General features: G+C 44.8%; 28 protein-coding genes. 3 read left to right on the top strand and 25 right to left on the bottom strand.

Annotated elements, in window-relative coordinates; all coding sequences use genetic code 11:
• Nucleotides 1-455 precede the first annotated feature (455 nt).
• Entirely contained in the window at nt 456-1910 is a 1455-nt protein-coding gene (gene zwf, locus QF041_RS25835) for a glucose-6-phosphate dehydrogenase (RefSeq protein WP_307416158.1), read from the bottom strand.
• Nucleotides 1911-2325: 415 nt separating this feature from the next.
• Here zwf (QF041_RS25835) and QF041_RS25830 point away from each other — a divergent pair, with 415 nt between their 5' ends.
• A complete protein-coding gene (locus tag QF041_RS25830) occupies nt 2326-2646 on the top strand; it encodes a winged helix-turn-helix transcriptional regulator (RefSeq protein ID WP_036605715.1) in 321 nt (106 codons plus the stop codon).
• A 640-nt stretch (nt 2647-3286) separates the two neighbouring features.
• On the opposite strand, the gene QF041_RS25825 is transcribed toward QF041_RS25830, so the two are convergent.
• Nucleotides 3287-4444, bottom strand: coding sequence for a Gfo/Idh/MocA family protein (locus QF041_RS25825; protein WP_307416157.1), 1158 nt, complete (start codon nt 4442-4444; stop codon nt 3287-3289).
• A gap of 108 nt (nt 4445-4552) precedes the next feature.
• On the opposite strand from QF041_RS25825, the gene QF041_RS25820 reads away from it, so the two are divergent.
• Nucleotides 4553-5428 carry an AraC family transcriptional regulator gene (locus QF041_RS25820; RefSeq protein ID WP_307416155.1) on the top strand — a complete coding sequence of 292 codons (876 nt, stop codon included), beginning with the start codon at nt 4553-4555 and terminating at the stop codon, nt 5426-5428.
• A 75-nt stretch (nt 5429-5503) separates the two neighbouring features.
• On the opposite strand, the gene QF041_RS25815 is transcribed toward QF041_RS25820, so the two are convergent.
• The 11 genes from QF041_RS25815 to QF041_RS25765 all read right to left on the bottom strand — a co-directional run bounded on the left by QF041_RS25815 (nt 5504) and on the right by QF041_RS25765 (nt 15663).
• Complete coding sequence (locus QF041_RS25815) at nt 5504-6253, bottom strand: DUF3600 domain-containing protein (protein WP_307416154.1); 750 nt, start codon at nt 6251-6253, stop codon at nt 5504-5506.
• Nucleotides 6240-6827 carry a sigma-70 family RNA polymerase sigma factor gene (locus QF041_RS25810; RefSeq protein ID WP_307416153.1) on the bottom strand — a complete coding sequence of 196 codons (588 nt, stop codon included), beginning with the start codon at nt 6825-6827 and terminating at the stop codon, nt 6240-6242. Before QF041_RS25810 ends, QF041_RS25815 begins: the two co-directional genes overlap by 14 nt.
• Before the next feature lie 1242 nt (nt 6828-8069).
• Entirely contained in the window at nt 8070-8462 is a 393-nt protein-coding gene (locus QF041_RS25805) for a hypothetical protein (protein WP_307416151.1), read from the bottom strand.
• Nucleotides 8463-8486: 24 nt separating this feature from the next.
• Nucleotides 8487-9269 (bottom strand): SDR family NAD(P)-dependent oxidoreductase, encoded by a 783-nt coding sequence (locus tag QF041_RS25800; RefSeq protein ID WP_307416150.1) that lies wholly within the window; start codon nt 9267-9269, stop codon nt 8487-8489.
• An 87-nt stretch (nt 9270-9356) separates the two neighbouring features.
• Entirely contained in the window at nt 9357-9935 is a 579-nt protein-coding gene (locus QF041_RS25795) for a TetR/AcrR family transcriptional regulator (protein WP_307416148.1), read from the bottom strand.
• A gap of 61 nt (nt 9936-9996) precedes the next feature.
• Nucleotides 9997-10995, bottom strand: a complete 999-nt coding sequence (locus QF041_RS25790; RefSeq protein WP_307417053.1) for an NADP-dependent oxidoreductase — start codon at nt 10993-10995, stop codon at nt 9997-9999.
• A gap of 176 nt (nt 10996-11171) precedes the next feature.
• The gene (locus QF041_RS25785; protein WP_307416147.1) at nt 11172-12257 is read right to left on the bottom strand and encodes an alkene reductase; all 1086 of its coding nucleotides are present in this window, start codon (nt 12255-12257) and stop codon (nt 11172-11174) included.
• Nucleotides 12258-12317: 60 nt separating this feature from the next.
• The gene (locus QF041_RS25780; protein ID WP_307417052.1) at nt 12318-13076 is read right to left on the bottom strand and encodes an SDR family NAD(P)-dependent oxidoreductase; all 759 of its coding nucleotides are present in this window, start codon (nt 13074-13076) and stop codon (nt 12318-12320) included.
• A gap of 344 nt (nt 13077-13420) precedes the next feature.
• Nucleotides 13421-13924: an SMI1/KNR4 family protein gene (locus tag QF041_RS25775; protein WP_307416146.1), complete on the bottom strand. Its 504-nt coding sequence runs from the start codon at nt 13922-13924 to the stop codon at nt 13421-13423.
• A gap of 219 nt (nt 13925-14143) precedes the next feature.
• Complete coding sequence (locus QF041_RS25770; protein WP_307416145.1) at nt 14144-14935, bottom strand: TrmH family RNA methyltransferase; 792 nt, start codon at nt 14933-14935, stop codon at nt 14144-14146.
• 26 nt (nt 14936-14961) lie between these two features.
• Nucleotides 14962-15663, bottom strand: a complete 702-nt coding sequence (locus QF041_RS25765) for a potassium channel family protein (protein WP_076211287.1) — start codon at nt 15661-15663, stop codon at nt 14962-14964.
• Between the two features lie 128 nt (nt 15664-15791).
• Between QF041_RS25765 and sspI the strand changes: the two genes are divergently transcribed.
• Nucleotides 15792-16025, top strand: coding sequence for a small acid-soluble spore protein SspI (gene sspI, locus QF041_RS25760; protein WP_036673259.1), 234 nt, complete (start codon nt 15792-15794; stop codon nt 16023-16025).
• A gap of 229 nt (nt 16026-16254) precedes the next feature.
• Here the strand turns inward: sspI and QF041_RS25755 are convergent, their stop codons facing one another.
• The 12 genes from QF041_RS25755 to QF041_RS25700 form a co-directional block, all read right to left on the bottom strand.
• Nucleotides 16255-17838 (bottom strand): peptide chain release factor 3, encoded by a 1584-nt coding sequence (locus QF041_RS25755; RefSeq protein ID WP_307416143.1) that lies wholly within the window; start codon nt 17836-17838, stop codon nt 16255-16257.
• A 354-nt stretch (nt 17839-18192) separates the two neighbouring features.
• Nucleotides 18193-18591 (bottom strand): DoxX family protein, encoded by a 399-nt coding sequence (locus QF041_RS25750; RefSeq protein ID WP_024634146.1) that lies wholly within the window; start codon nt 18589-18591, stop codon nt 18193-18195.
• A 356-nt stretch (nt 18592-18947) separates the two neighbouring features.
• Nucleotides 18948-20498 carry a glucose-6-phosphate dehydrogenase gene (gene zwf, locus QF041_RS25745; RefSeq protein ID WP_307416141.1) on the bottom strand — a complete coding sequence of 517 codons (1551 nt, stop codon included), beginning with the start codon at nt 20496-20498 and terminating at the stop codon, nt 18948-18950.
• A 215-nt stretch (nt 20499-20713) separates the two neighbouring features.
• Nucleotides 20714-21463, bottom strand: a complete 750-nt coding sequence (locus QF041_RS25740) for a YwmB family TATA-box binding protein (RefSeq protein WP_307416140.1) — start codon at nt 21461-21463, stop codon at nt 20714-20716.
• 453 nt (nt 21464-21916) lie between these two features.
• A complete protein-coding gene (locus tag QF041_RS25735; protein ID WP_091020933.1) occupies nt 21917-22585 on the bottom strand; it encodes a response regulator transcription factor in 669 nt (222 codons plus the stop codon).
• Nucleotides 22527-23642: a sensor histidine kinase gene (locus tag QF041_RS25730; RefSeq protein WP_307416139.1), complete on the bottom strand. Its 1116-nt coding sequence runs from the start codon at nt 23640-23642 to the stop codon at nt 22527-22529. Before QF041_RS25730 ends, QF041_RS25735 begins: the two co-directional genes overlap by 59 nt.
• 31 nt (nt 23643-23673) lie before the next feature.
• Nucleotides 23674-24321: a cell wall-active antibiotics response protein LiaF gene (liaF, locus tag QF041_RS25725; protein ID WP_091020935.1), complete on the bottom strand. Its 648-nt coding sequence runs from the start codon at nt 24319-24321 to the stop codon at nt 23674-23676.
• A 150-nt stretch (nt 24322-24471) separates the two neighbouring features.
• On the bottom strand, nt 24472-25179 hold the full coding sequence (locus QF041_RS25720) for a PspA/IM30 family protein (protein ID WP_017692315.1): 708 nt from the start codon (nt 25177-25179) through the stop codon (nt 24472-24474).
• A 1-nt stretch (nt 25180) separates the two neighbouring features.
• Complete coding sequence (locus QF041_RS25715) at nt 25181-25684, bottom strand: PspC domain-containing protein (protein ID WP_307416138.1); 504 nt, start codon at nt 25682-25684, stop codon at nt 25181-25183.
• A 17-nt stretch (nt 25685-25701) separates the two neighbouring features.
• A complete protein-coding gene (locus tag QF041_RS25710; RefSeq protein WP_017692313.1) occupies nt 25702-25935 on the bottom strand; it encodes a PspC domain-containing protein in 234 nt (77 codons plus the stop codon).
• 5 nt (nt 25936-25940) lie between these two features.
• Nucleotides 25941-26612 carry a PspA/IM30 family protein gene (locus QF041_RS25705; protein WP_017692312.1) on the bottom strand — a complete coding sequence of 224 codons (672 nt, stop codon included), beginning with the start codon at nt 26610-26612 and terminating at the stop codon, nt 25941-25943.
• Nucleotides 26613-26647: 35 nt separating this feature from the next.
• Nucleotides 26648-26956 (bottom strand): LiaF transmembrane domain-containing protein, encoded by a 309-nt coding sequence (locus QF041_RS25700; RefSeq protein ID WP_017692311.1) that lies wholly within the window; start codon nt 26954-26956, stop codon nt 26648-26650.
• Between the last annotated feature and the right edge of the window lies 1 nt (nt 26957).

The following is a 26957-nucleotide window of genomic DNA, read 5'->3' as shown; positions in this document are numbered from 1 at the left end:
ACCGTTTCGGTTACGGCTCGTTCTTTCGATCGCTGTTGTATCCAAATTTCTTTTCATCAACATTTAGATTGATGAAATTTGGATACAAAGGCGAACGCTTTGCTTCTACAGAATCGATTCCGTCACCTACACTACGACGCTACTTAGGCAAAAAATTCAGCGCGTCCGCTAATCTATATTCAAAAATTTTCACGGCCTTCCGGCCAATACCGGAAGGACTTATGCAAAATTGGAACGGTATAATTCGTAAAAGATACTGTGTTATTTCAGTAATTGCACCTTCGATCCAACTCGCTTTCAAGTACAAAGCCCTCAGGAAATAAAACATTTCGTTCTATATCCTGCTAACTTGGAAGACGCAATTTGGATTGTGCAAAATGTTTATGGGTGAGCAGAACGGATTGTCCTGTTGTTTTTACTATTGTGTTCTCTTATGCTCACTTTTTTTGTTTCACTTACCACCAACGGTAGCCGTCTGCTGCGGTCAGGCGATCTGCTGACTCAGGTCCATGCGAACCTGCACTGTACGTATCCAGTGGTACGCTGCCCGCTTCAAATGCTTCCTGAATCGGTTGCACCCATTGCCATGCCAGCTCCACTTCGTTCCAGTGAGCAAAGAAGGTGGAATCGCCACGCATTGCGTCAAAGATTAGATTCTCATACGCTTCAGGGATGTTACGTTTACCTGAGTTGAATGTCATATGCATTGGTTCCACTTCACCATGGTTCAATGGATTCTTCGCATTTAATTGAAGCGAGATGCTTTCTCCCGGACCAATTTCAATCGTCAGCAGGTTAGGTTCCGTTGTATTTTCGGATTCATGACCGGTCTTCAGTGGAGCCTTGAACTCAACAACGATTCGGGTGGATTTCTCAGCCAGGCGTTTACCTGTACGGATATAAAATGGAACCTCGCTCCAGAACGGATCATCGATCCAAAGTCTTGCGGCAACATAGGTCTCGTTCTGAGATCCGGCTGGAATGCCAGGCTCGTCCAAATATCCAACAACCGAGGAACCTTGCAGCTCACCCGCTGCATATTGCGCACTAACAACTTCAGAAGCGATATTTTCTTTCGTCAGCGGACGAAGTGCTTCAGCAATTTTTTGCTTTTTGAATTGAATCTCTTCCGGTGTGCAGCGTTTTGGCAAATGCAAACCAATCATCATTAGCAACTGAAGCATATGATTTTGGAACATGTCACGAAGGGCACCACTTTGGTCGTAATACGCGGCACGTTCTTCAACACCTACCGTCTCACTTGCCGTAATCTGTACATTGGCAATATAACGGTTAGACCACAACGCCTGAATCACCGGATTTGCATAGGTGAGCGTCTCAATATTTTGTACCATCGGTTTGCCGAGGAAATGGTCAATGCGATAGATCTCTTCTTCCGCAAAGGTATTGCTCAGTTTTTCGTTCAGATCACGGGCTGATTGCAGGTCGTGTCCGAATGGTTTTTCGATAATCAGTTTCTTCCAGCCTTTGGTGTTACCCAGGCCACTTTCTTGAATGTTTAATGCGATTGGCTCAAAGAATTCCGGTGCCACCGACATGTAGAACATGCGGTTTTCGGGAATGTTAAGCTCTTGTTCACGCTGTTGAACCAGTTCCAACAGTTTGGTGTAATCTTCAAGCTTCGTATTATTTAAAGAACAATAACGGAAAGCTCCAATGAAATCACGAACTTGAGATGCTTCTTCCGGCGTCTGACGTGAGAATTCATGCAGTGACTTTTCAACATTCGCCTGGAAGTCCGTATCCGACAATTCACGTCGTCCCAAACCGATAACGGAGAAAGATTTCGGCATTTTCTGATCCATGTACAAGTTATATAATGCAGGGTAAATCTTGCGTTTGGCTAAATCGCCTGTTGCCCCGAACAGGACAAATGTCATTGCATCCATTGGAGTGCCTCCTGTGATCTGTGCAGTATAGTATATGATGTTGCAAAATGTTCAAATCCAAGCATGACAAAAGACGGAATAAGTGGGTGTGTTCCCCGCCTTGCCTCCGTTTATATAACGCGCCTGAATTCAACCATGGAACATTCCTTCTCTCCACAACCTGTGTTTAGGTTATAAATTGTAACCATTTGAATTAACGTTACCCATATTACACCTGTCGTCACAATTCGTCAATAATCGTGTCGAACCTGTGAACTTCAGTGTTTATAGGGTTTTTATTTGATGATAACGCTTTATGTGGTAACATTAAGAACAATTGGTATGTGACATTTTACACATATGGCCTGTGGACAAGTAGGTTACAATAAGTATACTAATGATATTACAAGCAATACTAAATCAAAGGAGTACAATCATGAGCGATGATGAGAATGCCAAGCAAATATGCACAAAAGTGGAACAATCTTATCAGATCATTGGCCGAAAATGGGTAGCCCTCATTATCCATGCGTTGATGGAGGAGCCCAAACGCTTCAGTGAGATTCACGCTTATATCCCTGACTTGAGCAAACGTGTGTTAAATGAGCGAATGAAGGAATTGGAGGAAGAAGGACTTGTGGTTCGCCATGTGGTCACGGAACGTCCAGTTCGGACTGAATATATGTTGTCACGAAAAGGAACGGAACTTGGGAGAGCGCTAAGCGCCGTGGAACGTTGGGCTGATAAGTGGTTGTAACAGCTTGAGGAATCCTTAATGTTTATTTAGCTTGAAGGTTACCGATGAGCAATCCCGGAGGTGGAGTAAGGCATTTAGCAACTGGCTAATGCAATCCACAGCCGGGATTTATTTACTTCAAACGGTAAATAGTAATTGTGTATAGAGACGTAATAACGCTATTTTTACAATTCAAAATAATGCTTGCTACACCGTTCAAATTGTTTTCGAACTGCAGCGGGTTAGTCCGGGCAGATTTGCGAAATAACTGGATGAAATACGGTCCATTTGTAAACCGGCTCGCCTGACAATATATTCCACATAATAGTGTTGTTGTCTTAAGGAGAAGATAGGCTTGCTGCAACCTTCAGCTGTGAAGTTGTCCGTTATGCTGCTACCTGTCTCTTGATGAAAAATGCTGTGTTGCATACGATTTGGATAAGTGAATATCTGCCGCTATCTGGTCCAATCTGATCTCACAATTGAAATGCTTTTCAATCCACTACATCCTCTTCTTCGAGTGTCTCAGATGACGTGAATCCGCTAACTGTGAAAGCGCTACATTTGCACCCTCTTTTTGATCTAATCCATGACTATGGAGATTATTAACTTGAAGCGAATACGAGTTAAATGGATGTAAAAACCGGGTGTACGTAAAATACTACGAATCCAACTTGCTCCCGAGTGTAATACTCGAATCCTCGAAGTTGTCCACCGTCGTCTTTTTTTCATAAAAGTGTACGGCATGTTGCATAATTCCTTCTCTTGTGTAAAACGCGTCTTCGGCCCCTAGTGGAAAAACAACCTTTTCTCCCGTACTTGCCGACTTATAGATACCCACAATCAGTTCAAGCGTATTCCGACCACTTTGGCCATCCACCAGAAGGGGAGATGCTGTCTCAATAGCATTTAACACATTCTCAACTTGCCCAGCGTGACCGACATGAGTAACATCCGGTAATTCGTCAGCGAGCTTCTGAATCTGGTGTTCCAATTCTCGATTCGGTTCCGGAAATCCGTTATTCCGCGCGGTAGAAGCAACCACTTTCCAAGGTGCAGATACCCGGGCTTCTTTGCCCTGAAAAATTAACTGCTGCTCCTCTCCGTGATGTACGACGGAACTGGTAATCATGCCAAGCGCCCCTTCCTGGAAGCGAAGCATCGCCATGGATATATCCTCAACTTCGGCATTATCATGTGCCGTATTTGCCATCATCGCCTGTAATTCCACTGGAGGTCCCATCATCCAGAGCATGGCATCAATATGATGCACCGCATGATTGAGGGTACAACCTCCGCCTTCTTTTTCCCATGTCCCGCGCCACCACAGATCATAATAATTGTGGCCCCGCCACCAGAACGAATCAACCTGCACATGTACAATCGGTCCCATTCGTTTACTGTCCAGCACACCTTTTAGCTTCATCATCGGTGTCGTAAACCGATTCTGTGCTACTACAGATAGTAACTTGCCACTTTCTTGCGCTGCTCTCAACATCAGATCCGCTTCCTCCAGGGAAGATGCCATCGGTTTTTCGACCAACACATGCGCACCTGCTTGCATGAAATCACACGCAATGGGAGCATGCGTATACGGTGGTGTACAGACTGATACCAGATCAATGTTTTGGGCAAATAACTCTGTGTAATCCGTGACAGCTTGTGCACCTTTCAGACCATATTCATTAATTCGCTTCTGTGCTTTTTCCACGTAAATATCGACCACAGCAACAATCTGACAGCGCTCAGGGAATGCCAAATATGCTGAGATATGTGCTCCACTAATAGCACCTGCTCCGATAATCGCCACTTTTAACATCGTTGCATACCTCCCTTATTCCCTTCACAATACACAAAAATAAAGCACTTTTATGCGTTCATCTTGTGCTAAAATAAAACTATCTTGCGCATGATAAGGGAGGCATTTATGATGTCCATCTTCCTGGGAGAACAATTTAAGCTGGTCTGTCGCCGTACATCCAACACTACGTTTCGCGAAGTGTTCCATGCTCATTCGCAGCTGGAGATAACCTATATTCACGAAGGATATGGGCAGTTGATAACCGAAGGTCAGGTTTTCTCCCTTGAACCCGGTATGCTCATGATTTTTCGACCTTTTCAATTGCACCACATCCAGATTCAAGTATCCAGACAGCAGCCTTTCATTCGAAATGTACTCATGGTTGAACTTGATCTACTGAAGGCACATTGGCCCCAATTTATCGTTACTCACGACTTCATACAGGATCTGCTGGAAGAGCAATCCCACATTCAGCCCATCCGAATTGCTGCCACATCCCCACTCGTTCAACGAATGGAACAATATGCAGATACGTATCCAGGTCTGCTTCCTCATGAAATAGAGGAGGATACACGCCTCTTTTTATTGGATCTGCTCGCACAACTTCGCTATCTGTGGCAGGACGGGCAGCAACGCCGCTCCGAAGATGTACTTTCGTCCAGTGCAAACGTTCTTCACCCACATGCCGAAGCCATCATGCAATGGATTGAGCAGCATTACCAAGAGCCTTTTCGTTTGGAGCATATCGCAGATACTCTTCATCTGTCCCCCTATCATCTATCTCATGTATTCAAAAAAGCGACTGGCACCACCATCATTGCTTATGCTCAAGCTACCCGCATTCGTCATGCCTGTGTGTTGCTCACTCGGTCCTCCCTTTCCGTTCCCGAAATCGGTCACCGTGTCGGTATGACCAGCCCCTCCTACTTTTGCAAAGTATTCCGTACTACCACAGGCTCTACACCACATCAATATCGGCTGAAGGTGCAGGGGAGGAAGTAATGGATCACAACATAAAAAAAGAAGCGAAAGAATTCACTTCTCCGCTTCTTCTCCTCTTTCACAGTTCCACCCGACTCAACGCACATTGAGCTCCAACCGTTTCAAATAGGGAATTAGGCGTCTCTCTAGCTGCCTTAAATCATCCTTCTGTTCCGCTGACAATCGTTCCTCATGGGTACTTCCATCCTTGTCCATCACCATAACTTTGTATTTTTTCATTTGTTCATAGACAGACTTGAACTCACGATATTGTTCCTTGGTAAATGTCTTTTCTGCCTGTTCCAACTGTTCCGTCCAAAATTGCTGCTCGTCCATCAATTTTTTGGAGGACCCTACACTCACAGTTTCCAGCTTCTCGAAAAACGGTTCCAGCTCAGCTACAAGAAGGTTATATCGTTCTTGCTCCACTGTACTCCACTGCTCTGGATGTATATTGCCCTGAGAATCGGCATACTTCACGGCCATTTGCCCCATTTGCTTCAACAGGTCCATATATTGAACAAATTCTTCTTCGCTGAAATGTGCCTTGGCCGTCTGCAGCTTTGCTTCCAACCTCATATAATCCTCAGCTGTTCCCCCCATAGCAGCGATATTCTCCTGTGAACCATATATTCCGTCTGCGAGATAGGTGTACCCTGCGTAGGCTCCGGTGGGAATAATGAGTACAGCAGCCAATAGCCCAGTGACCAGCCATTTTTTTCGATTTCTTCTGATGTGTGAATCACTTCGAATACCATCCATCAGTTTATCTTTAATCCTCGCAGGTACGGACCAGTCTTTGGTCTCTTCCTGGTAGGCTGTTCGCAACTGTTCATCGAGTTTCATGCAGATCCTCCACCTTTTCCCGCAATCTTGGATTCATCTTCTCTTTCTGTCTTAACTTCGCCAGCGCCGCATGTATGCGCGATTTCACGGTTCCAAGCGGGATCTCTAATATGCCAGCAATCTCCTCTTTCGTATATTCATTCAAATAATGAAGTGTGACCACCTGCTGTAGCTTGTACGGCAAACGGCGCACCTGTTCCAGCAAAGGACGATTTGCCAGTTTGTTGACCAGATCAGTGGAAAAATCATATTCTAGTCCCACGTCAGATTTTTCGATCCGCTTGCCAAACCGAAACTGCATCAAGCTTTTGCGTCGATAACTCTGAACCTGTCGCATCGTCACCCCCATCAACCAGGGACGAAAAGCACGCTCCGCATCATATCGCTCTAATGACCGATACGCCTGAATGTAAATCTCCTGTACTACATCCTCCGCGTCAGACTTGTCGTTGATGAGAAATCGCACAGTTTGATATATCCCCGTCACTGTTTTCTCATATAATTCTCCATATGCCTCTTCATGCCCCGCCCGTATTAACGTTACAAGTTCTATGTACTCATCTTGCTCACTCATTATCCATCCCCTTCCTCCTTACACTATATATTGGCATGCCAGCATCATATCGTTCGATTTATTTAATGGATATTTCTAAAACTAGAGAACCTATTGGTGTTTATCATGATATAATATACCTATTTTTGATATAAATGGAGGTTCTGCATCTGAATTATAAGATCATCTTAGGTCTTTTAATATAATTTATTAGAGAGTAACCTAGCGAAGGATGGACTACTGTGAAGAAGTTTTTCACCAAATTGTACTCAGAATATTTACTAATTCCAAGACCTTTACGTTTACTGTTTCTATGGGGATGGATTGTTTTGTTTTTTGTTGCTGGTGCCAAATTCAAATGGTTCTACTTCCTCAATATTCTGATTCCAAAATTGTAAGTTCTCATGGGACATAAAGGAAGAGCTGAGTCGTCATTATGACGTCTCGGCTCTTCTTTTATGCTCATCTTTTCCGTATAGATAAAGATATTAGTATTGAATCCGTGCTCGTATACGTTCCTTTTCGAGATAAACTTTACTTGATATTCAGAAATTCGTGCCAATTGATCACCGCTCCTGAATATATTCACCTGATTTAAGTCTTGTCAGTACGTTGGCAAGGCTTTTTTCTCTTGCACCTAGTTATTTGATTTTGCTTATGTATTCTTTAAATTTTCTTCAGAAATATGCTCATTAATTCCTTAGTGTTCAGTATCGAAAATTTGCTCTCATTTCATACTCCAATGCTTTACTATGGAGACCATCACCAGGTGCCATCACACGTCTCTTGAGATCACATTTACCGAAATCTGCAACCGTGTTTTTATTTGAAAGAGACCCCAAAATGAGAAGTAATCTGAAGAAAACATATCCTGAATTCATGTTCCATTCCAATGCATCCTATCTATTAAAAAGGATCAATCAAGAATATATCCATCAGTTGGATAGCATCATTTGTGGACTGTCCTTTTTTAATTTTTCCAGAGAAATGAGACAAAACATCCTGTCACAGATCCATACAGCGCTCCGACCTGAAGGCACGTTAGTGTTATACCAGTACTCCCTTCATATGAGGAAACGATTAGCTGAACTATTCGAGATTGAGAAAATTCAATTTGTGCCCTTCAGTTTCCCTCCTGTTTTTGTGTATGTTTGTCGTAAAAGGGACGATGAAGGACACAGTGATACGAGAGGATTGGGAGAAACCTGATTTTAGTATCGTTAACGAACTCAATTGATTTATGCATAACATGTTTTTACCTTCTCATTTTACAGCTGCCAGCCAATGAAATGCCTCATCTATGTCATGGAATTCTTGAGATGGATTGGATATGTCCATTCCTGAGAGCATTCGGTTTGCACTCGATTTAGCTATCGCTTTATGAGGAACAAGCAGTGCTGAATACTTAAGTCCTGCTTCGAGTGATCTCGGATACCACTCTTGTGCAACCCATTCTTGGTCATCCGGCGAAATAACGGCCAAGTGACGGCTATCGTATAACGCCTTATTCGAGCGTTTTTGCACCGCTAACTCCAACAATTTATCTAGTGGTGGACGATATTGTTCACCTTGCGCAAAGCTCTTCCATTGCAAAACAACTACCTTATTATCCTCATTCCATGAAACGGTTGCTTGGGGGGAATCATAAAAATTCATTTCGACCAGCTCCTTTTTTAATGTTTAATGTCCTGTCTTGTCCTGTGAGGATCTAATCATGCGAGTCATCATCTTACGCGGTAACAAGCGCGGCATAAATGCAATGAAGCGGTTACGAGCCCCTGGCATAATTAATGTCTTGCCACGCAAGAAGCCTTGATATCCTTCTTCCGCTACCTGTCCTGCTTCCATGATCGGGCCCTGCAACATCTTCGAGACACCCATACCCGAACGATCCACAAATCCGGTAGATGTCAGACCTGGACACAGTGCTGTCACCGTAACACCAGTACCGTTTACTTCATTCTCCAAAGCTTCAGTGAACGATAGCACATACGCTTTCGTCGCATAATATACCGACATCATCGGTCCAGGGAAAAAACCTACCAACGAAGCCACATTCATCACACCGCCGTGTCCACGTTGTATCATATCCGGCAAGAATAGCTTTGTCATGACGGTTAAAGCCTTGATATTCACGTCAATCATATTAACTTCTTGTTCCATATCCGTCTCCATAAATGTCCCGAACAAACCGAAGCCTGCATTGTTGACAAGATAGTCAACAACAATGCCCTTTTCCTTCAGCTCATGATAAATCTCCTGTGGTACCCCAGGTGCTGCTACATCTTTGGCAATAACCGTCGCCTGAATGCCATACTTTTTCCGATACTCCTGAGCTAGATCCTGTATTTTACCCTCGCTTCGTGCTACCAGCACAATATGATGTCCACCTTTGGCAAACCGATCTGCTAACTCTTTACCAATCCCACCCGATACCCCTGTGATTAGAACTGTCTTTCTCATATCGTTACCTGCCTCTCTTTTCTATAAATATATTTCATCTAGAACACCCATATTAGAACGAACATTCTTTTAATGTAAAAAAATAGACTACCTCCGTATGAGATCCATGGATAGCGTCGCTATACGAAGCAGTTTTTCCTTGGTCATCGAGGTCTTGGCCATCCCCCTTAACCCAATGCTTACGTTATGCAGATATTCCGCCAATACTTCGCCGTTGTACTCCGTTGTGAATTCACCTTCTTGCTGTCCCCACACAATAATGTCCTTGATTAGTTTCTCCGTATTTGCAAACATCTCCGTTGATCGGTTGTTCATCTCGTCGTCGCGTGCCGCCAATTCGACCGTCGAATTAACAATGAAGCAGCCTGATGCTGGATGCTCATCTCCATGAATTAAAGAAAGAAATATAAACTGAAGTGCTTCCGTTGCCGTTTTAGAACGCTTTACGCCTGCTGCAAGAGCGGAGCTGATTTTGTGATCATACAGATCTACTGACTTTAGGAACAAGGTGTGTTTGTCGCCAAATGTGTCATACAAGCTTTTACGATGAATTCCCATATGATTGACCAGATCTGTCATAGACGTCTTCTCATAGCCTTGTTCCCAAAAAAGTCTCATCGCTTTATCCAGTACAACAGACTCTTCGAACTCTTTGCTTCTCGCCATTGGCTTCCCTCCTGTTCAGAAAACGAACATTGAATAACACGAGCATCATCTTAACGAGCCTTTAAAAGGTAACAATGACTTTGCCCTGGGAGTGACCCGTTGATACTTTAATCAATGCCTTTTCAATGTCCTCAAACGTATACGTAGAATCGATCGAAGGTTTAATGTCTTCTTTTTCTACAAGAACTGTGATTTCTTGCAATTGAATCCCACTGGAATGCACAAATAAAAAACGGTATTCAGTTTGAGTCTTACGTGCCATGGAATCCAAGCGTGCACCTACGAGACCAAACAATGCTCTTTTCCACAACGGGAATTGACTGTCCACTGCAAAACGATAATTGGGTCCCGCCTTCAAAGAGACTAATTTGCCCTGTGGTTTCAAAATGCTCAGTTCAGCTTTGATCTCATCCGCACCCAAGGTGTCGATCACATAATCGATATCGGACAGAATGTCAGCATACTGCTCAGTCTTATAATCAATGAATTGATCTGCTCCAATGGATAAACTACGTGCTCTGCCCCTCTCACTGCCACTTGTGATAACCGTTAATCCCATGGACTTGGCAATCGGGATGGCCATCGCACCGAATCCACCCGTTCCACCAGGAATAAACAGCTTTTTATTCGGCTCAGCTTGTAGTACATCATGCAATGCTTGATACGCGGTCAGGGCAGTAAGGGGTACTGCAGCAGCTTCGATAAAAGACAGATTTTCAGGCATTATGGATAAATCATCCTCATGCACAGCGGCGTATTCAGCAAAAGCACCAATTTTATTCAGAGGTAACCTTGTATAAACCGAATCCCCCACTTTAAATTTCAAAACATCATCACCGACGGCTTCAATGACACCAGATAGTTCATTCCCTAAAGTTAAAGGTAACGTATAGTCGGCAATCATCCGAACACTACCATTCATATTCAAGATATCCAGCGGATTTACACCCGCAGCTTTCACTTTGACAAGAACCTCATGGCTCTGAATCTGAGGTATCTCAATATTATTGATTTCCACTTGGATTTTTTTGGAGTATTTCTGTATTTGAGCTGCCCTCATCATTTATCCTCTTCCTTTGCTTATAGACTATATAAGTTGAACTAAAGATTATTTACACTGACACTACGATGACAGAACAACCCTCCAATCGCTGTTATCGTGTAAATGAGTAGTCCAACTTATGTTAGGAACATGGCGCGCAATGTTCAGTTGTACGCCATGTTCCATACTTTGTGCTAGTGTAGCCCCTCTTGTGACTTTAATTCCTCCAACGTAGGATAATCCGTGTAGCCCTTACTTCCCAATCCAAAGAATGTTTTCGGATCTGCTTCATTCAGTGGCGCACCTTGTTGAAGTCGTTCCACCAAATCTGGATTAGCTAAGGACCATACACCTACAGGTACCACATCAGCGAGACCACGATCTAAATCGACACTGAGATCATCCAAAGTTCTTCCGGCCCGGTTAACCAACAGTGGATTTTTCCAGATCGAACGAATGTCTTGCAACAGGTTCTCATCTCCAAGATGCATAACATGAAGGTAAGCCAAATCCAATTGAGCCAATTCTTTTACAAGATAGCGGTAGAGTTCAGGACCTTGTTCGCCATCTTGAATTCCACCCAGCGGTGTCCCTGGTGAGATACGGAAGCCTGTTCGTTCTGCCCCTATTTCCTTCACGATGGCTTTGGTTACTTCAATCGCAAAGCGAGCACGATTTTCAATAGATCCGCCGTACTCATCTGTGCGTGTATTCGAATTTTCTCCTAAAAATTGATTGATCAAGTATCCGTTGGCCCCATGAATCTCAACGCCATCCGCCCCTGCTTCGATCGCTGCGGCTGCTGCTTTTCGGAAATCGGCAATGGTCGTTTGAATATCCTCCTGACTCAATTCCCGGGGAACGGGGATATCCTGCATCCCTGTAGCCGTAAACATTTCTACACCCGGTGCGATTGCTGACGGAGCAACCGGTTGACGATGATGCGGGGTATTGTCCGGATGTGACATGCGACCCGCATGCATTAATTGGATATATACATATCCGCCAGCTTCATGCACCGCATCCGTTACCTTTTTCCATCCTTCAATATGCTTATCGGTGTAGATGCCCGGTGACCATAAGTAACCCTGTCCATCATCGGAAGGTTGTGTTCCTTCCGTAATCAGGAGTCCCATCGTTGCGCGTTGAGCATAATAAAGTGCCGCCAACTCTCCAGGTGTACCATCTTCTTGTGCTCGACTGCGTGTCATAGGTGCCATCGCTAGTCGATGAGGTAATTCCATGTTGCCAATCTTTGTTTTACTCCATATCTTTTCCAATGGGATGTGCTCCTCTTCTTATTTGAGATTTTGTAAATGTATCCTCTGGATTCTGCTGTATCAATTCAATTCTGAAATCACCGGGTAGATCGCACCTGTCAGTTGGAACTCATAGTTCTGGTCTACAATTCCCACGACCACTTCATTGTGATCATACAGATCGATCATGAAGCCTGCCATTTCTTTAGCAGTGTGGTACTTAGACATGTTTGCCTTGTAATCAAATCCTTCAGCATCTATTGATTTTTGCACAAATTCTGTTTCCGTGATCGCTGGTGCCAGAATCTTCGCTTTTAGTTTTGCACCTTTCAGTTCCAGTTCTTTGGCAAGACCTTCTGTGAAGGCACTAACGTAGTATTTCGATGCAGAGTAAGCAACACTGCCTACAGCAATGGCATACCCAAGTGCGGATGAGACGTTAATCAATTGAGTACCTTCGACATTCGCATAATCTCGCACATACAGTGTAGATAGAATGGTCAAAGATTCAATGTTAACACGCAGCATGGTCTCCACTTTATCCAAATTCTGTTCAGCAATGAACGAGCCTTCTCCAAGCCCTGCATTATTGATCCAAGTCTCAATTTCATATTCTTTCAAATCGTTATACAGTTCGTACGCCTCTGCGGTAACAGACAGGTCGCTTGTGTGAACGACGACATTCACTTTAGGATCGATACCCTGAATAGTCGATTTAAGTTCTTCAAGCTTATCCAATCTTCTGGCTACCAAAATCAAGTTTTTGCCCCGTGCTGCAAATGCCAATGCCGTTTCATATCCAATCCCTGAACTTGCTCCCGTAATCACTGTGTATTTCATCATATTCTCTCCCTTATATTCTTTAGATTAGTGTAATTTCAATTTCGAGAACGATCGTTCTTTATTGTGCGAAAAAAAAAGCAGTTAGATCTAACTTGCTGTTAGCATATCATTTCTAGAACGAACAGTAAAGAATTATTTTATATGTAGCAAATGTGCTTGGAACACACTTAAATAAGACTAAGATCACGCTATATATACCATTTTTTATATAATAAATTAAGAATTCCTATATCGTTTCATAAGATAAACACATCCCCAAGGGCCAAATTCATTATTACATATCCTGAACTTTATCACATATTCAGCTAACTAAGATTACATCTTGAGACATTCATACCTTGCTAATCTGAATTCAACATCATCCATGCCAGAAATTCTCCAAACGAATCGGATACCTTTTCAACCTCTTCAAATTCAGGCTCACATCCACGGACAATAGCCCCATTGTCGGTTGTTAAGTCAATGGCATAGAAGGAATATCCATCCTCCACAGACATTACGATCGGCAAGTGATGATCCCACCAAGCCGTTATCTCTGACTGCCAAATAGAATCACCCTCTGCTGCCTCCAAACTAAGAATTTCAAATTCATTCCATTGGAATGCGGCCTCCGTGCTATTGTTGAACTCAGCCTCACAAATAAACCAGGTTTGCTCATCCGGTGCAACGCATTTTTCAACTACATTTAGAAATTCTAAATATTCATCTGGAAGTCCTTTGTATCTTGAAGTAACGCTGCTGTTTAAATGTGACTGCGAACCGGATTTACTCATTATGTCCCAGCCCTCTTCCCCGGCCCAAGTCATAAATTCCCTAAGGTGAGTTTTTCCTTTTCCATTATTCATTTCCAATTTATACACCTGCCCATCAGCTTAAGAAATAGAAACTATATCACCTATTCGGGATTTGAATGGAAAATCCCTGCTGTGGTGCTTCAAAGAGAAGGACAAAAAGACTGGAAACATGGCCCGAGAAAAGCGGCAACCAGGTTCCAGCCTTGGTGGTTGGGGGAAAGTTAATTTTAGTTAGGGACAGTTAAATTGAAATTGGACAGGAATTATTAGTTAGTTAAATATCCGCTGTCTCATCGCCTCAAATAACAAGATTGTTGCCGCCATTGCCGCGTTAAGTGACTCAGCCTGTCCCTGCATCGGGATCGTAATCGCATCATCCACCAAACGTGCCGTAGCATCCGAGATTCCTTTGCCTTCGTTGCCAATCACAAGCCATACCGACTGCGTAAAATCATAACTATAACATGAATGCTCTGCCTGCAAAGAAGTACTGACCAACTTCACGCCCGCAGCCTTTGCTTCGGGAAGCAAGGATTCCAACTGGCCCTCCACAATGGGCAAATGAAACAATGACCCCATCGTCGAACGAATCGTCTTCGGATTATATACATCAGCACAGCCCGCGCCAAGTACAACCCCCGCTGCTCCAGCTGCGTCCGCACTACGGATGATTGTCCCCACATTACCTGGGTCCTGTACCCCATCCAGCACCACGACAAGCCCACGCGCTCCGGTAATTAGGCTTTCCAGTGGCTCACTGCCTTTACGCACAATCGCGAATACAGGCTGTGGAGTCATTGTATCCGTACATTTGGCGATAACCGCAGGAGATACACTGACCCACTCCACACGCTGAAGCGGGTTTTCAAGCCCTGCAAGCTCATTCGGTACGCCTTGCTCACCATCGTACACGATGCACTCCAGATCCGCTCCAGCGCGCAATGCTTCCTGGACCAGATGAATGCCCTCAATGATATATTTATGTTGACGGGTACGATGCTTTTTCTCCAGCAACTGTGCCCATTCTTTTACCCGTGTATTTTGCGGTGATACAATATCCATCTTTCCATCCTTCCCATCTGCATCCATCACTTCGGATACGCAAGCTCCATTTTCGTCAAATGATCCTTGTGACCCACAATGATCAGCACATCTCCAGCTTCGATTCGGTCCTCCGCGTACGGCGAGATGTTCATCGAATTCCCACTGCGGATCGCCATCACATTACAACCAAAACGTGCACGGATGTTTAATTCCATCAGGTTTTTGCCGATCATCTGCTCGGAAGCTCTCATCTCCAGAATGCTGTAATCCTCAGACAATTCGATATAATCCAGTATATTAGGCGAGGTCAGATGATGGGCTACGCGGAGTCCCATATCCCGCTCAGGATAGATGACTTTATCCGCCCCAATCTTCTGCAATACCTTACCATGAAGCTCATTTTGAGCTTTTACGATCAGAACGGGTACACCCATATCTTTCAATATCAGGGTTGTCAGAATGCTCGCCTGAATATCTTCACCAATCGCCACAACGACAACGTCGAAATTCCGTATGCCCAGCGCACGCAGCGCTTCTTCATCTGTTGAATCTGCCGATACCGCATGGGTCACCACATTGGACATTTCCTGAGTCCGCTGCTCGTCCGCATCAATTGCCAGCACGTCGAATCCCATACCACTCAGTGCATTGGCAACACTTGATCCGAACCGTCCCATACCAATTACGGCATACTGTTTCTTGGCCATTAGGGTCTTAACCTCCCGCTGCACTTCAGCATGACGCATCATTACAGATACCCATGCTAACGTAAATAATCCTTCGTAGTATACCACAAAGCCTGATAAACTTGAATGCGCTCGCGCTTCCCAGGGAACAGTATTAGAGCAGCCGAATATACGAGGAGGGAATTGCGATGCCCATTACATTAAGCCTGCGTGAAGCGATTGTTCATAAAGTTCATGACAAGAGTGATGATCAGCTCCGGGAGATGATTGAAGGTTCAGTAGATGGACCGGAAGCTGCATTACCTGGACTTGGCGCCATTTTCGAGATGATCTGGAAGAACACAGAACCTGCCAAGCAGGAAGAACTCATTCAAATCGCGCAGGAGCATCTGCACACCATTCCCGTTCAACCGCTTCGTTAATCGAAGCATTGGAGGGTAAGGTAACCATCATTACGTTTGTTCTGTCTGCAAAAGAAAGCTTTCCCTTATTCGGCTGGATCATACCCGCCTCTAAGTAAGGTGTATAGCAATAGATCCCTCCGCCAATCGGCGGAGGGATCTTATTTTTAACAAGCTCTATCTCATCACATGAACTTGTCACGTTTAACTAACCTTTTAACATTTCCCACGAAAATACTTCTGTCTTTACTTAAGGCGCAGTCTCCAGGAATTGAGCTGTAGGATTTTTATCCATAGCTGTTCTCATTGCGTACTCATTTTCGAAGAGCACCACATAATTCCCTTTTTTATCTTTTACAAGTGCAGAGTTAATCCGGAATTTGCTTGGGTCCAGATTCTCGTCCACGATCCAGCGAGCGAACTGATAAGGCATACGCTGCAATTGCACGTCTACCCCATACTCACCTTTCATCCGATATTCAAATACCTCGAACTGAAGTTGACCAATTACGCCGAGGATTGTCTCGTCGAAACTTGCCGTCTGGAACACCTGAATGGTTCCTTCCTCCGTCAACTGATCAATTCCTTTTTGGTACTGTTTATGTTTCAACGCATTTTTCACGGTAACTTTGGCGAAAATCTCTGGTGAGAACGTTGGCAACTCCTCAAAGACAACCTCGCTGCCTTGGCTCAGTGAATCGCCAATCCGGAAGATACCTGGATCGAACAAACCGATAATATCGCCAGCATACGCTTCTTCCACAATATCCCGGTCTTGTGCCAGGAATTGCTGTGGCTGTGACAGCTTGATTTCTTTGCCCACACGAGTATGCTTCACACTCATTCCACGTTGGAACTTGCCTGATACAATACGCAGGAACGCAATTCGATCCCGGTGTGCCGGGTTCATGTTTGCCTGAATTTTGAACACATAACCGCTGAATTTCTCATTCGTTGGCTGAATCTCTCCTGCCGTACTGCGACGTGGTTCAGGCTTCGGTGCCAGTTCCAGGAAATTCTCCAGGAAAGTTTGCACACCGAAATTATTAATCGCACTACCGAAGAAAATAGGTGTGAGTTCGCCGCGTTGAACTTTCTCCATGTCGAATTGGTCGCCCGCAATATCCAGCAACTCCAGATCCTGACACAATTGATCATGCAGATATTCTCCAGCCATCTCACGGATAATCGGATCTTTGTAGCCATCTACCTTTTGTACTTTGATCGTTGAGTGATCGTCCCCTTGGAACAATTCCACCTGATTTTTCATCCGGTCATAGACACCGCACAGCTCGCGACCTGTACCAATAGGCCAGTTCATCGGAACCGAACGAATACCCAGTACATTCTCAAGCTCTTCCATCAGGTCAAATGGGCTTTTACCCTCACGATCGAGTTTGTTGATAAACGTAAAGATTGGAATGCCACGCTTCGCACATACCTGGAACAACTTGATCGTTTGTGCCTCGACACCTTTTGCAACGTCAATCAACATCACCGCGCTATCGGCAGCCGTCAGTGTACGATACGTATCTTCACTGAAGTCCTGGTGACCCGGTGTATCCAGAATGTTGACGCGATGATCCAGATAATCAAATTGCATTACGGAAGAGGTAACTGAGATCCCCCGTTGTTTCTCAATTTCCATCCAGTCACTTGTTGCGTGTTTGCTGGCTTTCCGAGCTTTTACCGTTCCCGCAAGGCGAATCGCGCCCCCGAACAGCAACAGTTTCTCGGTTAATGTAGTTTTACCCGCATCCGGGTGAGAGATAATGGCAAACGTCCGGCGTTTGTCCACTTCCTGTTGAAGAATATCATTTGCAGCTTTGCTCATAGGTTTAATCCCTTTCGTCCGTTCATTCACGTTAATCCGGCATAGCCGGTCCATCATTCAATCTTTATGCAATCCGGCGAGGCCGGTTGATTGTACACTGGTCATTTTACATACGAGGTATTTACACACTAGATTAATTTTACACATTTACAATGGAGTTCATCCTCCTCAAATCTGTGCTTTCATGTATACCGTGAACTGCTTCTTAACCCAACTCTCCTATTGTACCATAATCTTTACCGAAAATAACCGATTACTACCGCAGATTCTTCTCTTTTCACTTGCAAAAAAAAAGCACCCTTCAGCCATTTCCATGGCATCCGGGCACTCCTCATTCATTTTTATTTATCGGTTTTAGAAAATCAATGCATCCAGCGCGTATTGTCCGCCTCCTGTCAATGCCAGCGCTACACCAATCACCAGAATCGCGAGATTATATTCGAATCCGTTCTGTGTGGACCAGTATCCGTTCGCTCCATGGACTTTCACAATCGCAATGACCATCGTCAATGCAATCAGAATGCCACCTACCGGTGTGAGCAGACCCAGAGCCAGCAGCAATCCGCCACCGAATTCCGCGAGTCCAGCCAGTAACGCCACCAATGCACCTGGCTTCATGCCCATTGACTCAAACCAGCCGCCTGTACCCTTGATCCCGTAACCTCCGAACCAACCAAACAGCTTTTGAGCCCCATGCGCCATGAACGACAATCCAATCACCAAACGAATCAACAACAACCCTACATCCAACATCATTTTCTTTTTCCTCCATTCGATATATACAAAATAGTATTCTTAGATTAAAGATATTATGCATATTTTTTTCATGATTCTCTGTGACGCAAACCCCTTCAACTGGTTTACATTTTATCTCATGAATATAACTTATCCGCAACGTTTGCCCGAATGAAGTTTGTCATTTGCGTAACTCTTTAACTCATGTGTTGAGTATAAGTTACATACTTACTTTTTGTCAACAACTTAATTTAAATTACTTATTTCCTTATGATGGATACCTACCTTTCCCCCGCTAAAAAGCCTGGGTACACCGCAAAATTTGCGATTTCCCCAGGCTCAGTCATCTTGTGTATATTGTTAATGCCCTTACCCTAACCATTCACTTGCCAGATCACGCTGTCCTCGTCCTGACCATTCACCGGCCACCAGTGGAATCCGTCCTGCTCCAGCAGCTTATCTGTCGCTTCTGGCCCCCATGTTCCAGCAGGGTACGTATGAAGCTCTCCCTGATTCTGTCCCCAGGCGGCTGCGATCCGATCCACAAAGGACCAGGCTGTTGCCACTTCATCCCAACGGGTAAAGTACGTAGAATCCCCCTCTGCGGCGTCGTGCAACAGACGTTCATACGCTTCAGGCGAGTTAATTCCAATCATGCAGCTCTGACAGAAATCCATTGCGAGTGGCTGAATCTCGGAATCCGAGCCTGGTTTCTTGGCATTGATTTTGATATATATGCCTTCCATCGGATTCACCCGAATAACCAGCAGGTTCGGTTCGAGCTTATACTTTTTCCCAAGGTACACGTTGTTTGGCATCGACTTGAACTCAACTACGATCTCGGTTGTTTTCACCGGAAGACGCTTGCCTGTCCGAATGTAGAATGGAACACCCGCCCAGCGGAAATTATCCACGAATACACGTGCTGCAAAATAAGTTTCCGTATTCGACTGCGGATCAACCTTGTCTTCTTGGCGATACCCCGGAAGCTGCTTGCCACGGTACTCCCCTTCGGAATACTGTCCCCGCACAACGTTGTTGCTCACTTCCTCATCCGAAGTAAAGGCCCGTAATGAACGCAATACCTTCACCTTTTCATCCCGAATATCCTCCGGGAACAGGCGACTTGGTGGCTCCATCGCAATCATCGTCAGCATCTGAAGCATATGATTCTGCCCCATGTCACGCAGTGCGCCGGAGTGATCATAATAACCGCCACGTTCTTCCACGCCTACCGTCTCACCCAGCGTTATCTGCACGTTGGCAATATGTTTATTGTTCCAGAGCGGTTCGAAAAAAGCATTCCCGAAGCGGATCACTTCGATATTTTGCACCATTTCCTTGCCCAGATAATGATCAATCCGATAGATTTCCTCTTCACGGAAAACCTCACGAATCTGCTCATTCAGATGTTCGGCGGATTGCAGATCATAACCAAATGGTTTTTCGATCACCAATCGATTCCAACCCTGACTTTCCAACATACCGCCGTCCCGCAAACTGTACGAGACATTGCCAAACAGCTCAGGTGCCAGTGCCAGATAGAACAGCCGATTCCCCGGCGTGTTAAACTTCGATTCCAGATGCTCCGTCTGCGCACGCAGCTCTTTGAACCCTTCCACATTATTGATATCCAGTGCTTTGTATTCAAAATGCTCAACAAAAGCGTTCCACTCATCAGGTTCGCCCGCTGGATAACGGCAGAACTCCTTAATGGATTCATAGATGTCTTCCCGGAATTCTTCTGGGGACCTCGGACGACGTGCTACGCCAATAACCGCAAAGTCTTCGGCAAGTTTGCCTTCACGGTAAAGACTGTAGATAGCCGGAAACAGCTTCCGGCGGGCCAAATCACCCGTTGCTCCAAAAATGAAAAATACTGCGCCTGGTGTCTGTGCTTCATCTTGCAATTGTTTTTCAACCATGGGCTCCTCTTTCTTCCGGGAAGATAACCTTCACGCTCTCCCCGAGCTATGTAATGGTGTTATATATGCACGACATACAACTGTCAATTACCAGCAAGTTCCTTCTTGGATGTGATGCCATTTTAGCATATCAACTGAACGGATGCACTATTTCAAACTCATTTTTCTGATAAAGATTCTCAATATTGGGTCCTAATTCATGAAAAATTCATCCCTTAATATTCAATCGTAATCACCGGAAACCCCACTGTAATTCGATTATCAACCTCCTCACCAACCTGGTGAACTGCAAGTTGCATATTCAACATATGCGAGCCACTCTTGATCGATAGGGGCAGCTCAGCCGCCTTATAAGAGACACTTGCGCTAGCTACATCCGTGTAACGTTCAACGGAGGCGAAATCCACATTTTTGGACAGGTCTTTCTCAATCAGTGCCAACTGCAGACCCGCATCACCTTCAATAGTAGTAGCGGCCGTACCTTGCACAGACATATTCCAGCTTGCCTTCATCCCTGAGTCTACAAGCAGTTGATCCACCTGTTCATGTACTGTCATTAATGCCTTCCGATCCGTGTGTGCATCCCCTGAAATTTGTACGATGACGTAGTAGCCGTTGTCTCCTGTCTCGACGACATTGACCAACAGACCTGCTTCTCCAGTAGCCTCATTGACAACCATCTCACTGCGATACACATCATGGCCCGTCTGGCGTACCCGTACTGGTTGTTCCAGACCCAAGTGACTGGCCAGTAATGCTGCTTGTGTCTCAGCATCTCCCCAGCCTTCTCCTTGCCATTTAATAACTAGACGATCCATATTATCAATCACACTGTCAGCAGCATAGATTAACTGTTCCAGTTGGGCTGCTTTGGATTCGTTTTTCTCTGCGTATACCTGTGTCACACCAATAAGAATTATGATAGCTATTGCCAAAATACCTGCTGTCATCCATCGATTTAACATTCGAATCCCCCGCTTCTTTCTTGCATTCTATGAATCTATCAACAGCATGCCCCTTTCCCACATTAGCTATACTTCTTCTCAACACAGCAAAAAAAGCCCCACCCGCCACATGCATGGCAGATCAGAGCTTTCATTTATACTTTTCTATATAAATTGAACTACACAATATTTACACTCGCCACTCCGATGACAGAACAACCTTCTGATCGCTGTTATCCCCAGATTTTTTTGATTCTTTTTATAAAGGCTAAATCCGGGGATAAAGGCGAAGTGGATGCTTCCGAAGTAGCTTTCTTTCAGAAAGCTTTTAGCTTCGCTTCTTCAGGTTCTTTCTGTCCTCTCCGTTTTGTGTGTAAATCTTTAGTTCAATTTATATAATCATCTTTTATCTATAACTTCCGCACATTAATGCACGGTTCTTTGGCTTAATTATGTTATTGCATATGATCCTGCTTACTCTGCAAGTCCATTTTTATAAGCATAGATCGCGGCCTGTGTACGGTCGTCTACGCCCAATTTTGCCAGTAGGTTTGTAACATGGAACTTGACTGTCTTGATTCCGATGATCAGATCATCAGCGATATCCTGATTCGATTTTCCTTTAGCCAGCAACCGGAGCACATCCATTTCCCGGTCCGTCAATTCATCATGCAAAGGAGCTGCTGCCTGTGGCTGCCGGAAGCGATTCATCATTTTCGAAGCCACCTGTGACTCCAGAACGGATTGCCCGCGAGCGGCTGCGCGAATCGCATCTGCCACTTCATTGGCTCTTGATGTTTTCAACAGATAACTAAATGCGCCTGCTTCAATGACAGGATACATTTTTTCATCATCAAGGTAACTGGTCAATACGATGACTTTGCACTCCGGATACATCTTAAGTACTTGACGAGTAGCCTCAATGCCATCCATTCCTTCCATCACCAGGTCCATCAGAACCACGTCGGGCTTATACTCCTGTGCAAGCCGAATGCCTTCCTCTCCACTACCTGCTTCACCAACAACTTCAATTCCATCTTCGGTATCCAGTACCGCTGCAAGACCAATACGTACCATCTCATGATCATCCACGAGCAATACTTTGATCGACGTTTCCGTCTCCGTTTCGACTTCCGGTTCCATTGACATGTTCTTCCTCGCTTTCATCGTTCATCAAAGGTATCGTAATCTCAATCCGCGTTCCCTTACCAGGCGCTGTTACAAATTGTATGGCCCCGCCAATCTCCGTAACACGTTCACGCATGTTAGCCAGACCGTAGGAAGCTTGTTTATTCTCATCTAGATCGAAGCCTTGCCCATCATCACGAATCAATACCCGGATCGCATCAGTACGGCGCTGGATCCGTATCTCCATTTTTTCCGCTTTTGCATGCCGTAACGTATTGGACATAGCCTCCTGAACGATCCGAAACAGATGATTCTCGATGCCTTTGATCAGATCAATGTCTTCGTCCATTTCGAGCACAATGTCCATGGGTACTTTTGTTTTCAGTTCCATCACCAGATCACGCAGACCTTGTTCGAGATGTTTCCCCTCCAGATAGACTGGCCGCAGATGTAACAGTAACGCACGCATCTCGGACTGGGCTACCGAAGCCATCTCCTCAATCAAAGCCACCTGCCTCTGAGCACGTTCAAAATCCTTCTCCATCTTCCGTCCAACGGCTGTTGCTGTCATGGATATCGCGAACAATTGCTGCGATACCGCATCATGCAGTTCCCGTGCCAAACGCTGCCGCTCTTCCACAATAGCCGTAATTCTGGATTGTTCAGCAAGCTGTGCATTATGAGTAGACAATCGCTGGAGCGAAGATACCTGATCTTCCCACTTTTTGCCGATTCGTCCGAGTTGCTCACTTAAACGGCCCACATCGTCATCGCCTAGATCAGGTACAGTGCGTGATAGAGAGCCCTTCTCCCACAGTAGAAGTGTTTCCCTCAGCAGTTCGAGCCGGCGTTTAACCCGGTAACTCTGATAGAACCCAAAGACCGCACCGATCCCAATCAGAAGCAGCAATAGAGCCAGACCCGATTGAATCAGATGCCGCCAGCCTGCAAACGGAGCAAGATAACCATATGTAAACAATACATACAAAATAACAGCGAGCACAATGAAAACCAGGAGGATCCCTTCACCCATACTTCGGGTTACCATGTCGGTATGTCGTTTTGTCTTCATCGGGGTCTCCTCCTTCTCTTCATCTATTTTACTACGGATTACTGATGCTTAGGTCGCCAACTATATAAGAAATTACAAATTTTGCTTTATGTTCACTGGATTCATATCCAGGCGTTCTCCATACTAATTTGTTCATCATGCCGCTATCTTGTTCTCCAAGAAGATTAATCCGGCCGAAAAGAACCGATGCTTCAATCTCCACACCATAATCTTCTGGTAGTGTAAGGCGAACATTACCCATAACTCCTTGCAGCAGCACAATTGTTTGTTTCTCCTCCGGAATCGAAAGAGATAGATCCGCGTTAACCTCACCTATGGCATGCCACAGACTCATACTACGTAACGTCCAGGATGATTGATCCCAGTAGTACCGAGCCATGAAATTCTGTTTCTTCATAACGCCTTCGTCCAGATGAATCTTTTTGTTTTTTGAATAAAAGTAAGCTAAAGAAGCAAGTACAATCAAAAATACAATCATTAAATTATCCAGCAATAACAGTGCCGCACCAATGCCAAGATACCGATGACCTTTGCGGGTATCCCCATTGCGGACTTGAAGCATTCCAACCGTTAACAGAATCAGTGCGGCAGCGGTGAGGAAGTTAATATTGTCATTCAATAACATCATTGTGCCAATAATCATAATGACAACTGCAAGCCATTTACTCTTTTGATTCATCCCCGCCGCACCTCCTCTGTAAGTTAATCTCTCTTTATTCAACGGAAAAGCCATACCAGGCAATGAAGTCCTGTATGGCTTAACTTTTGTTCTACCAACCGTACATTATACACGATTTATAGAATATCATATTGTCCACTAAGCGAACAGTTATTCTTTTGAAGTTCCGTTCGCTTCATTCTTGGAACCATTGCCCATTTTGTTTTTGAGGGCTTGTAATTGCTGATCCACTTTGAACTGTTTTTCCACATCTACAGGATTCGTGTACGTGGATGATGTGTTGCGATAAGGTGCACGAGCTACGTCAGCTTCAGCTTCCAGCTGCATGATTTTCTCTTCCATGCGGTGGAATCCAAGTGATGCGCCACCACTTTCGATCGAATGCAAGCTGTTGATGGAAGACATTTGTTTTTTGGCTTTTGCCATTTGTGCACGGGATACGAGTTCATTACGTTTGTTACGCATTTTGTAGAACTCATCTTTCATATCATGCAACTGTTGCAACAGATCTTTTGCCTGTGCTTCGGACTGTGCATGCAGTTCGCTGTACTCCGTAATTTTTTGATCAAAGTAGATTTTCTCTTCCAACAATTTGCGTGCCACTTCTTCCTGACCGTTAGACAGAGCAGCTTCTGCTTGGGACTCACGTTGTACCGAAGTACGCTCCGCTTCATCCAAACGTTGTTTCATGCGGCGCTCATTTGCCATTTGTTTAGCAACAGTTACCTCTGCCTCATGAATCTCAGCCTCCATATCACGCAAGTACTGGTTCAACATTACAATCGGGTCCTCTACTTTATCCAACATATCATTTACCGATGCTTTCGTCATATCCTTAATCCGTTTAAATACTCCCATTTTACTTTTCTCCCTTCTCGTAACGAGATAATTTTTGGCGAAGCTCTTCAACTTCTTTTTTCAGTGCTTTTTTCTCGATATCTTTCATCATGGAATCAAGTTCACTTTCTTGTGGTGCACCTGCTCCGTAGGCGTTGTTGTCATAAGAACGCGGACCAGATTGGGGTCTGCTGTTGTATCCAGGGCCGGGACCGAAGTTACCAGGACCTTGTTGGTTGTGATTATTTTGAAAAGGACCTCTTGGTGGCTGATGATCATAGTTGTCGTATCCTCTGCCAGGGCCTGGGCCCGGACCGTAGCCATATGGATCATAAGGCGGATACGGTTCTTTTGGTACCACCAGTGCTGCAATAAAGTATATTAACAACGACGTGCCGCCAGTAACGAAGATACTGATAACAAAGATGATACGCAGCAGGGTGGAATCCATTCCGATGGTTTCGGAAATTCCGCCGCACAAGCCGGTTAACATCCGGTCACGCGTTGAGCGGTATAATTTGCTCATGTGCTTGCTCCTTTCGTTTACTTGTATCCTCTTACGTTGGAATCATAAGCATATGGATCAACGTGATTGGATTCCTTTGGTACCACCAATGCAGCGATGAAGTAGATCAACAATGATGTACCTCCCGTAGCGAAAATACTGATGAAGAAAATGATACGTAGCAGCGTGGTACTCAATCCGAGATTTTCAGAAATGCCACCGATCAAACCTGTTAGCATTCGATTACGCGCCGAGCGGTATAATTTACTCATTGTGACTACTCCTTTCTGTCATTGTTCAATTTTTGTCTTAAGCGTTCTAGTTCCTTATCCAACGTAGAGGATGACATGCTGCCAGTCACTCCTGAACCATCTTGATTCATCCGCCGGATATCGCGGAGACTTTGTGCTTCATATTCGAGATCAGAGACTTGATCATCCAGTCGGTTAAACATACGGGGTACATTCTGACCGTTGTGATTGCCTCTCTGGTTCATACGTTGCTGTAACTGAATCGTCTGCATACGAGCGTAGTAATATTGGCGTTTGCTGTACACATTCTGATATTCAACCTTCAGCTGGTCGATCTGTTCATCCAACTCCTGTAATGCCGCATAACTTTGTGCATACAATTCATTGTACTGTTCCATTTTTTCCTCGTGGAGGATTTTCTCCTGCAAGGCCAGCTTAGCGAGATGTTCTTCCCCTGCTTTCAGAGCCATGGAAGCCTGTTCTTCCCGTTTGTTCACCATACCTGCTGCCTGATCGGCTTGTTGTTTCATTTGTCTGGTATGGCTTGCGTATTGATGACGAAGTTTCTCGGCTTCACCGATGTCTTGGCGGGTCGAGACCAGGAACTGATCAATCAGTTTGACTGGGTCCTGACTTTGCTCCAAATGTTCGTTCAGATTGGCTACGGTAATATCCCGCATTCGACGAAATACACTCATTATGTTCTGTCCCTCCTTTTCATAATCGTGAAAGCTTAGTACCGACCACGACGACTGCGGTTATTGCTTAGCATTGAGATACCAAAGATGATTAACCCGATCGCGATGATCGGTCCGATCAACCATGCCAGTTTACCCATCAGTGAGATGATACCGATGATGAGAACAATCCAGCCAAGCATCACATTCCCTCGTTTAACTCCGTAATATCCCAGTGCAATCATCAGGACCGGAATCAGATAACCCATTAAGTGTCCAAGAAGTGGAGTTAACTTTCCGAAGAGGAGTAGTGCACCCAGCGCAATCAATACAATCGCCCAGCCATTTCCCTTATTCAATCTCATA

The sequence above is a fragment of the Paenibacillus sp. W2I17 genome (genome assembly GCF_030815985.1).
In the GTDB taxonomy this organism is placed as follows: domain Bacteria; phylum Bacillota; class Bacilli; order Paenibacillales; family Paenibacillaceae; genus Paenibacillus.
Note: the sequence above shows the minus strand (reverse complement) of the source record. Positions and strands in the feature narration are given on the sequence as shown.

Bases quoted from the DNA above. Each gene is read 5' to 3' on its own strand.
- zwf (WP_307416158.1), bottom strand. From the start codon at position 1,910: ATGGATGCAATGACATTTGTCCTGTTCGGGGCAACAGGCGATTTAGCC.
- QF041_RS25830 (WP_036605715.1), top strand. From the start codon at position 2,326: ATGAGCGATGATGAGAATGCCAAGCAAATATGCACAAAAGTGGAACAA.
- QF041_RS25825 (WP_307416157.1), bottom strand. From the start codon at position 4,444: ATGTTAAAAGTGGCGATTATCGGAGCAGGTGCTATTAGTGGAGCACAT.
- QF041_RS25820 (WP_307416155.1), top strand. From the start codon at position 4,553: ATGATGTCCATCTTCCTGGGAGAACAATTTAAGCTGGTCTGTCGCCGT.
- QF041_RS25815 (WP_307416154.1), bottom strand. From the start codon at position 6,253: ATGAAACTCGATGAACAGTTGCGAACAGCCTACCAGGAAGAGACCAAA.
- QF041_RS25810 (WP_307416153.1), bottom strand. From the start codon at position 6,827: ATGAGTGAGCAAGATGAGTACATAGAACTTGTAACGTTAATACGGGCG.
- QF041_RS25805 (WP_307416151.1), bottom strand. From the start codon at position 8,462: ATGAATTTTTATGATTCCCCCCAAGCAACCGTTTCATGGAATGAGGAT.
- QF041_RS25800 (WP_307416150.1), bottom strand. From the start codon at position 9,269: ATGAGAAAGACAGTTCTAATCACAGGGGTATCGGGTGGGATTGGTAAA.
- QF041_RS25795 (WP_307416148.1), bottom strand. From the start codon at position 9,935: ATGGCGAGAAGCAAAGAGTTCGAAGAGTCTGTTGTACTGGATAAAGCG.
- QF041_RS25790 (WP_307417053.1), bottom strand. From the start codon at position 10,995: ATGAGGGCAGCTCAAATACAGAAATACTCCAAAAAAATCCAAGTGGAA.
- QF041_RS25780 (WP_307417052.1), bottom strand. From the start codon at position 13,076: ATGAAATACACAGTGATTACGGGAGCAAGTTCAGGGATTGGATATGAA.
- QF041_RS25775 (WP_307416146.1), bottom strand. From the start codon at position 13,924: ATGAATAATGGAAAAGGAAAAACTCACCTTAGGGAATTTATGACTTGG.
- QF041_RS25770 (WP_307416145.1), bottom strand. From the start codon at position 14,935: ATGGATATTGTATCACCGCAAAATACACGGGTAAAAGAATGGGCACAG.
- QF041_RS25765 (WP_076211287.1), bottom strand. From the start codon at position 15,663: ATGCGTCATGCTGAAGTGCAGCGGGAGGTTAAGACCCTAATGGCCAAG.
- sspI (WP_036673259.1), top strand. From the start codon at position 15,792: ATGCCCATTACATTAAGCCTGCGTGAAGCGATTGTTCATAAAGTTCAT.
- QF041_RS25755 (WP_307416143.1), bottom strand. From the start codon at position 17,838: ATGAGCAAAGCTGCAAATGATATTCTTCAACAGGAAGTGGACAAACGC.
- QF041_RS25750 (WP_024634146.1), bottom strand. From the start codon at position 18,591: ATGTTGGATGTAGGGTTGTTGTTGATTCGTTTGGTGATTGGATTGTCG.
- zwf (WP_307416141.1), bottom strand. From the start codon at position 20,498: ATGGTTGAAAAACAATTGCAAGATGAAGCACAGACACCAGGCGCAGTA.
- QF041_RS25740 (WP_307416140.1), bottom strand. From the start codon at position 21,463: ATGTTAAATCGATGGATGACAGCAGGTATTTTGGCAATAGCTATCATA.
- QF041_RS25735 (WP_091020933.1), bottom strand. From the start codon at position 22,585: ATGGAACCGGAAGTCGAAACGGAGACGGAAACGTCGATCAAAGTATTG.
- QF041_RS25730 (WP_307416139.1), bottom strand. From the start codon at position 23,642: ATGAAGACAAAACGACATACCGACATGGTAACCCGAAGTATGGGTGAA.
- liaF (WP_091020935.1), bottom strand. From the start codon at position 24,321: ATGAATCAAAAGAGTAAATGGCTTGCAGTTGTCATTATGATTATTGGC.
- QF041_RS25720 (WP_017692315.1), bottom strand. From the start codon at position 25,179: ATGGGAGTATTTAAACGGATTAAGGATATGACGAAAGCATCGGTAAAT.
- QF041_RS25715 (WP_307416138.1), bottom strand. From the start codon at position 25,684: ATGAGCAAATTATACCGCTCAACGCGTGACCGGATGTTAACCGGCTTG.
- QF041_RS25710 (WP_017692313.1), bottom strand. From the start codon at position 25,935: ATGAGTAAATTATACCGCTCGGCGCGTAATCGAATGCTAACAGGTTTG.
- QF041_RS25705 (WP_017692312.1), bottom strand. From the start codon at position 26,612: ATGAGTGTATTTCGTCGAATGCGGGATATTACCGTAGCCAATCTGAAC.
- QF041_RS25700 (WP_017692311.1), bottom strand. From the start codon at position 26,956: ATGAGATTGAATAAGGGAAATGGCTGGGCGATTGTATTGATTGCGCTG.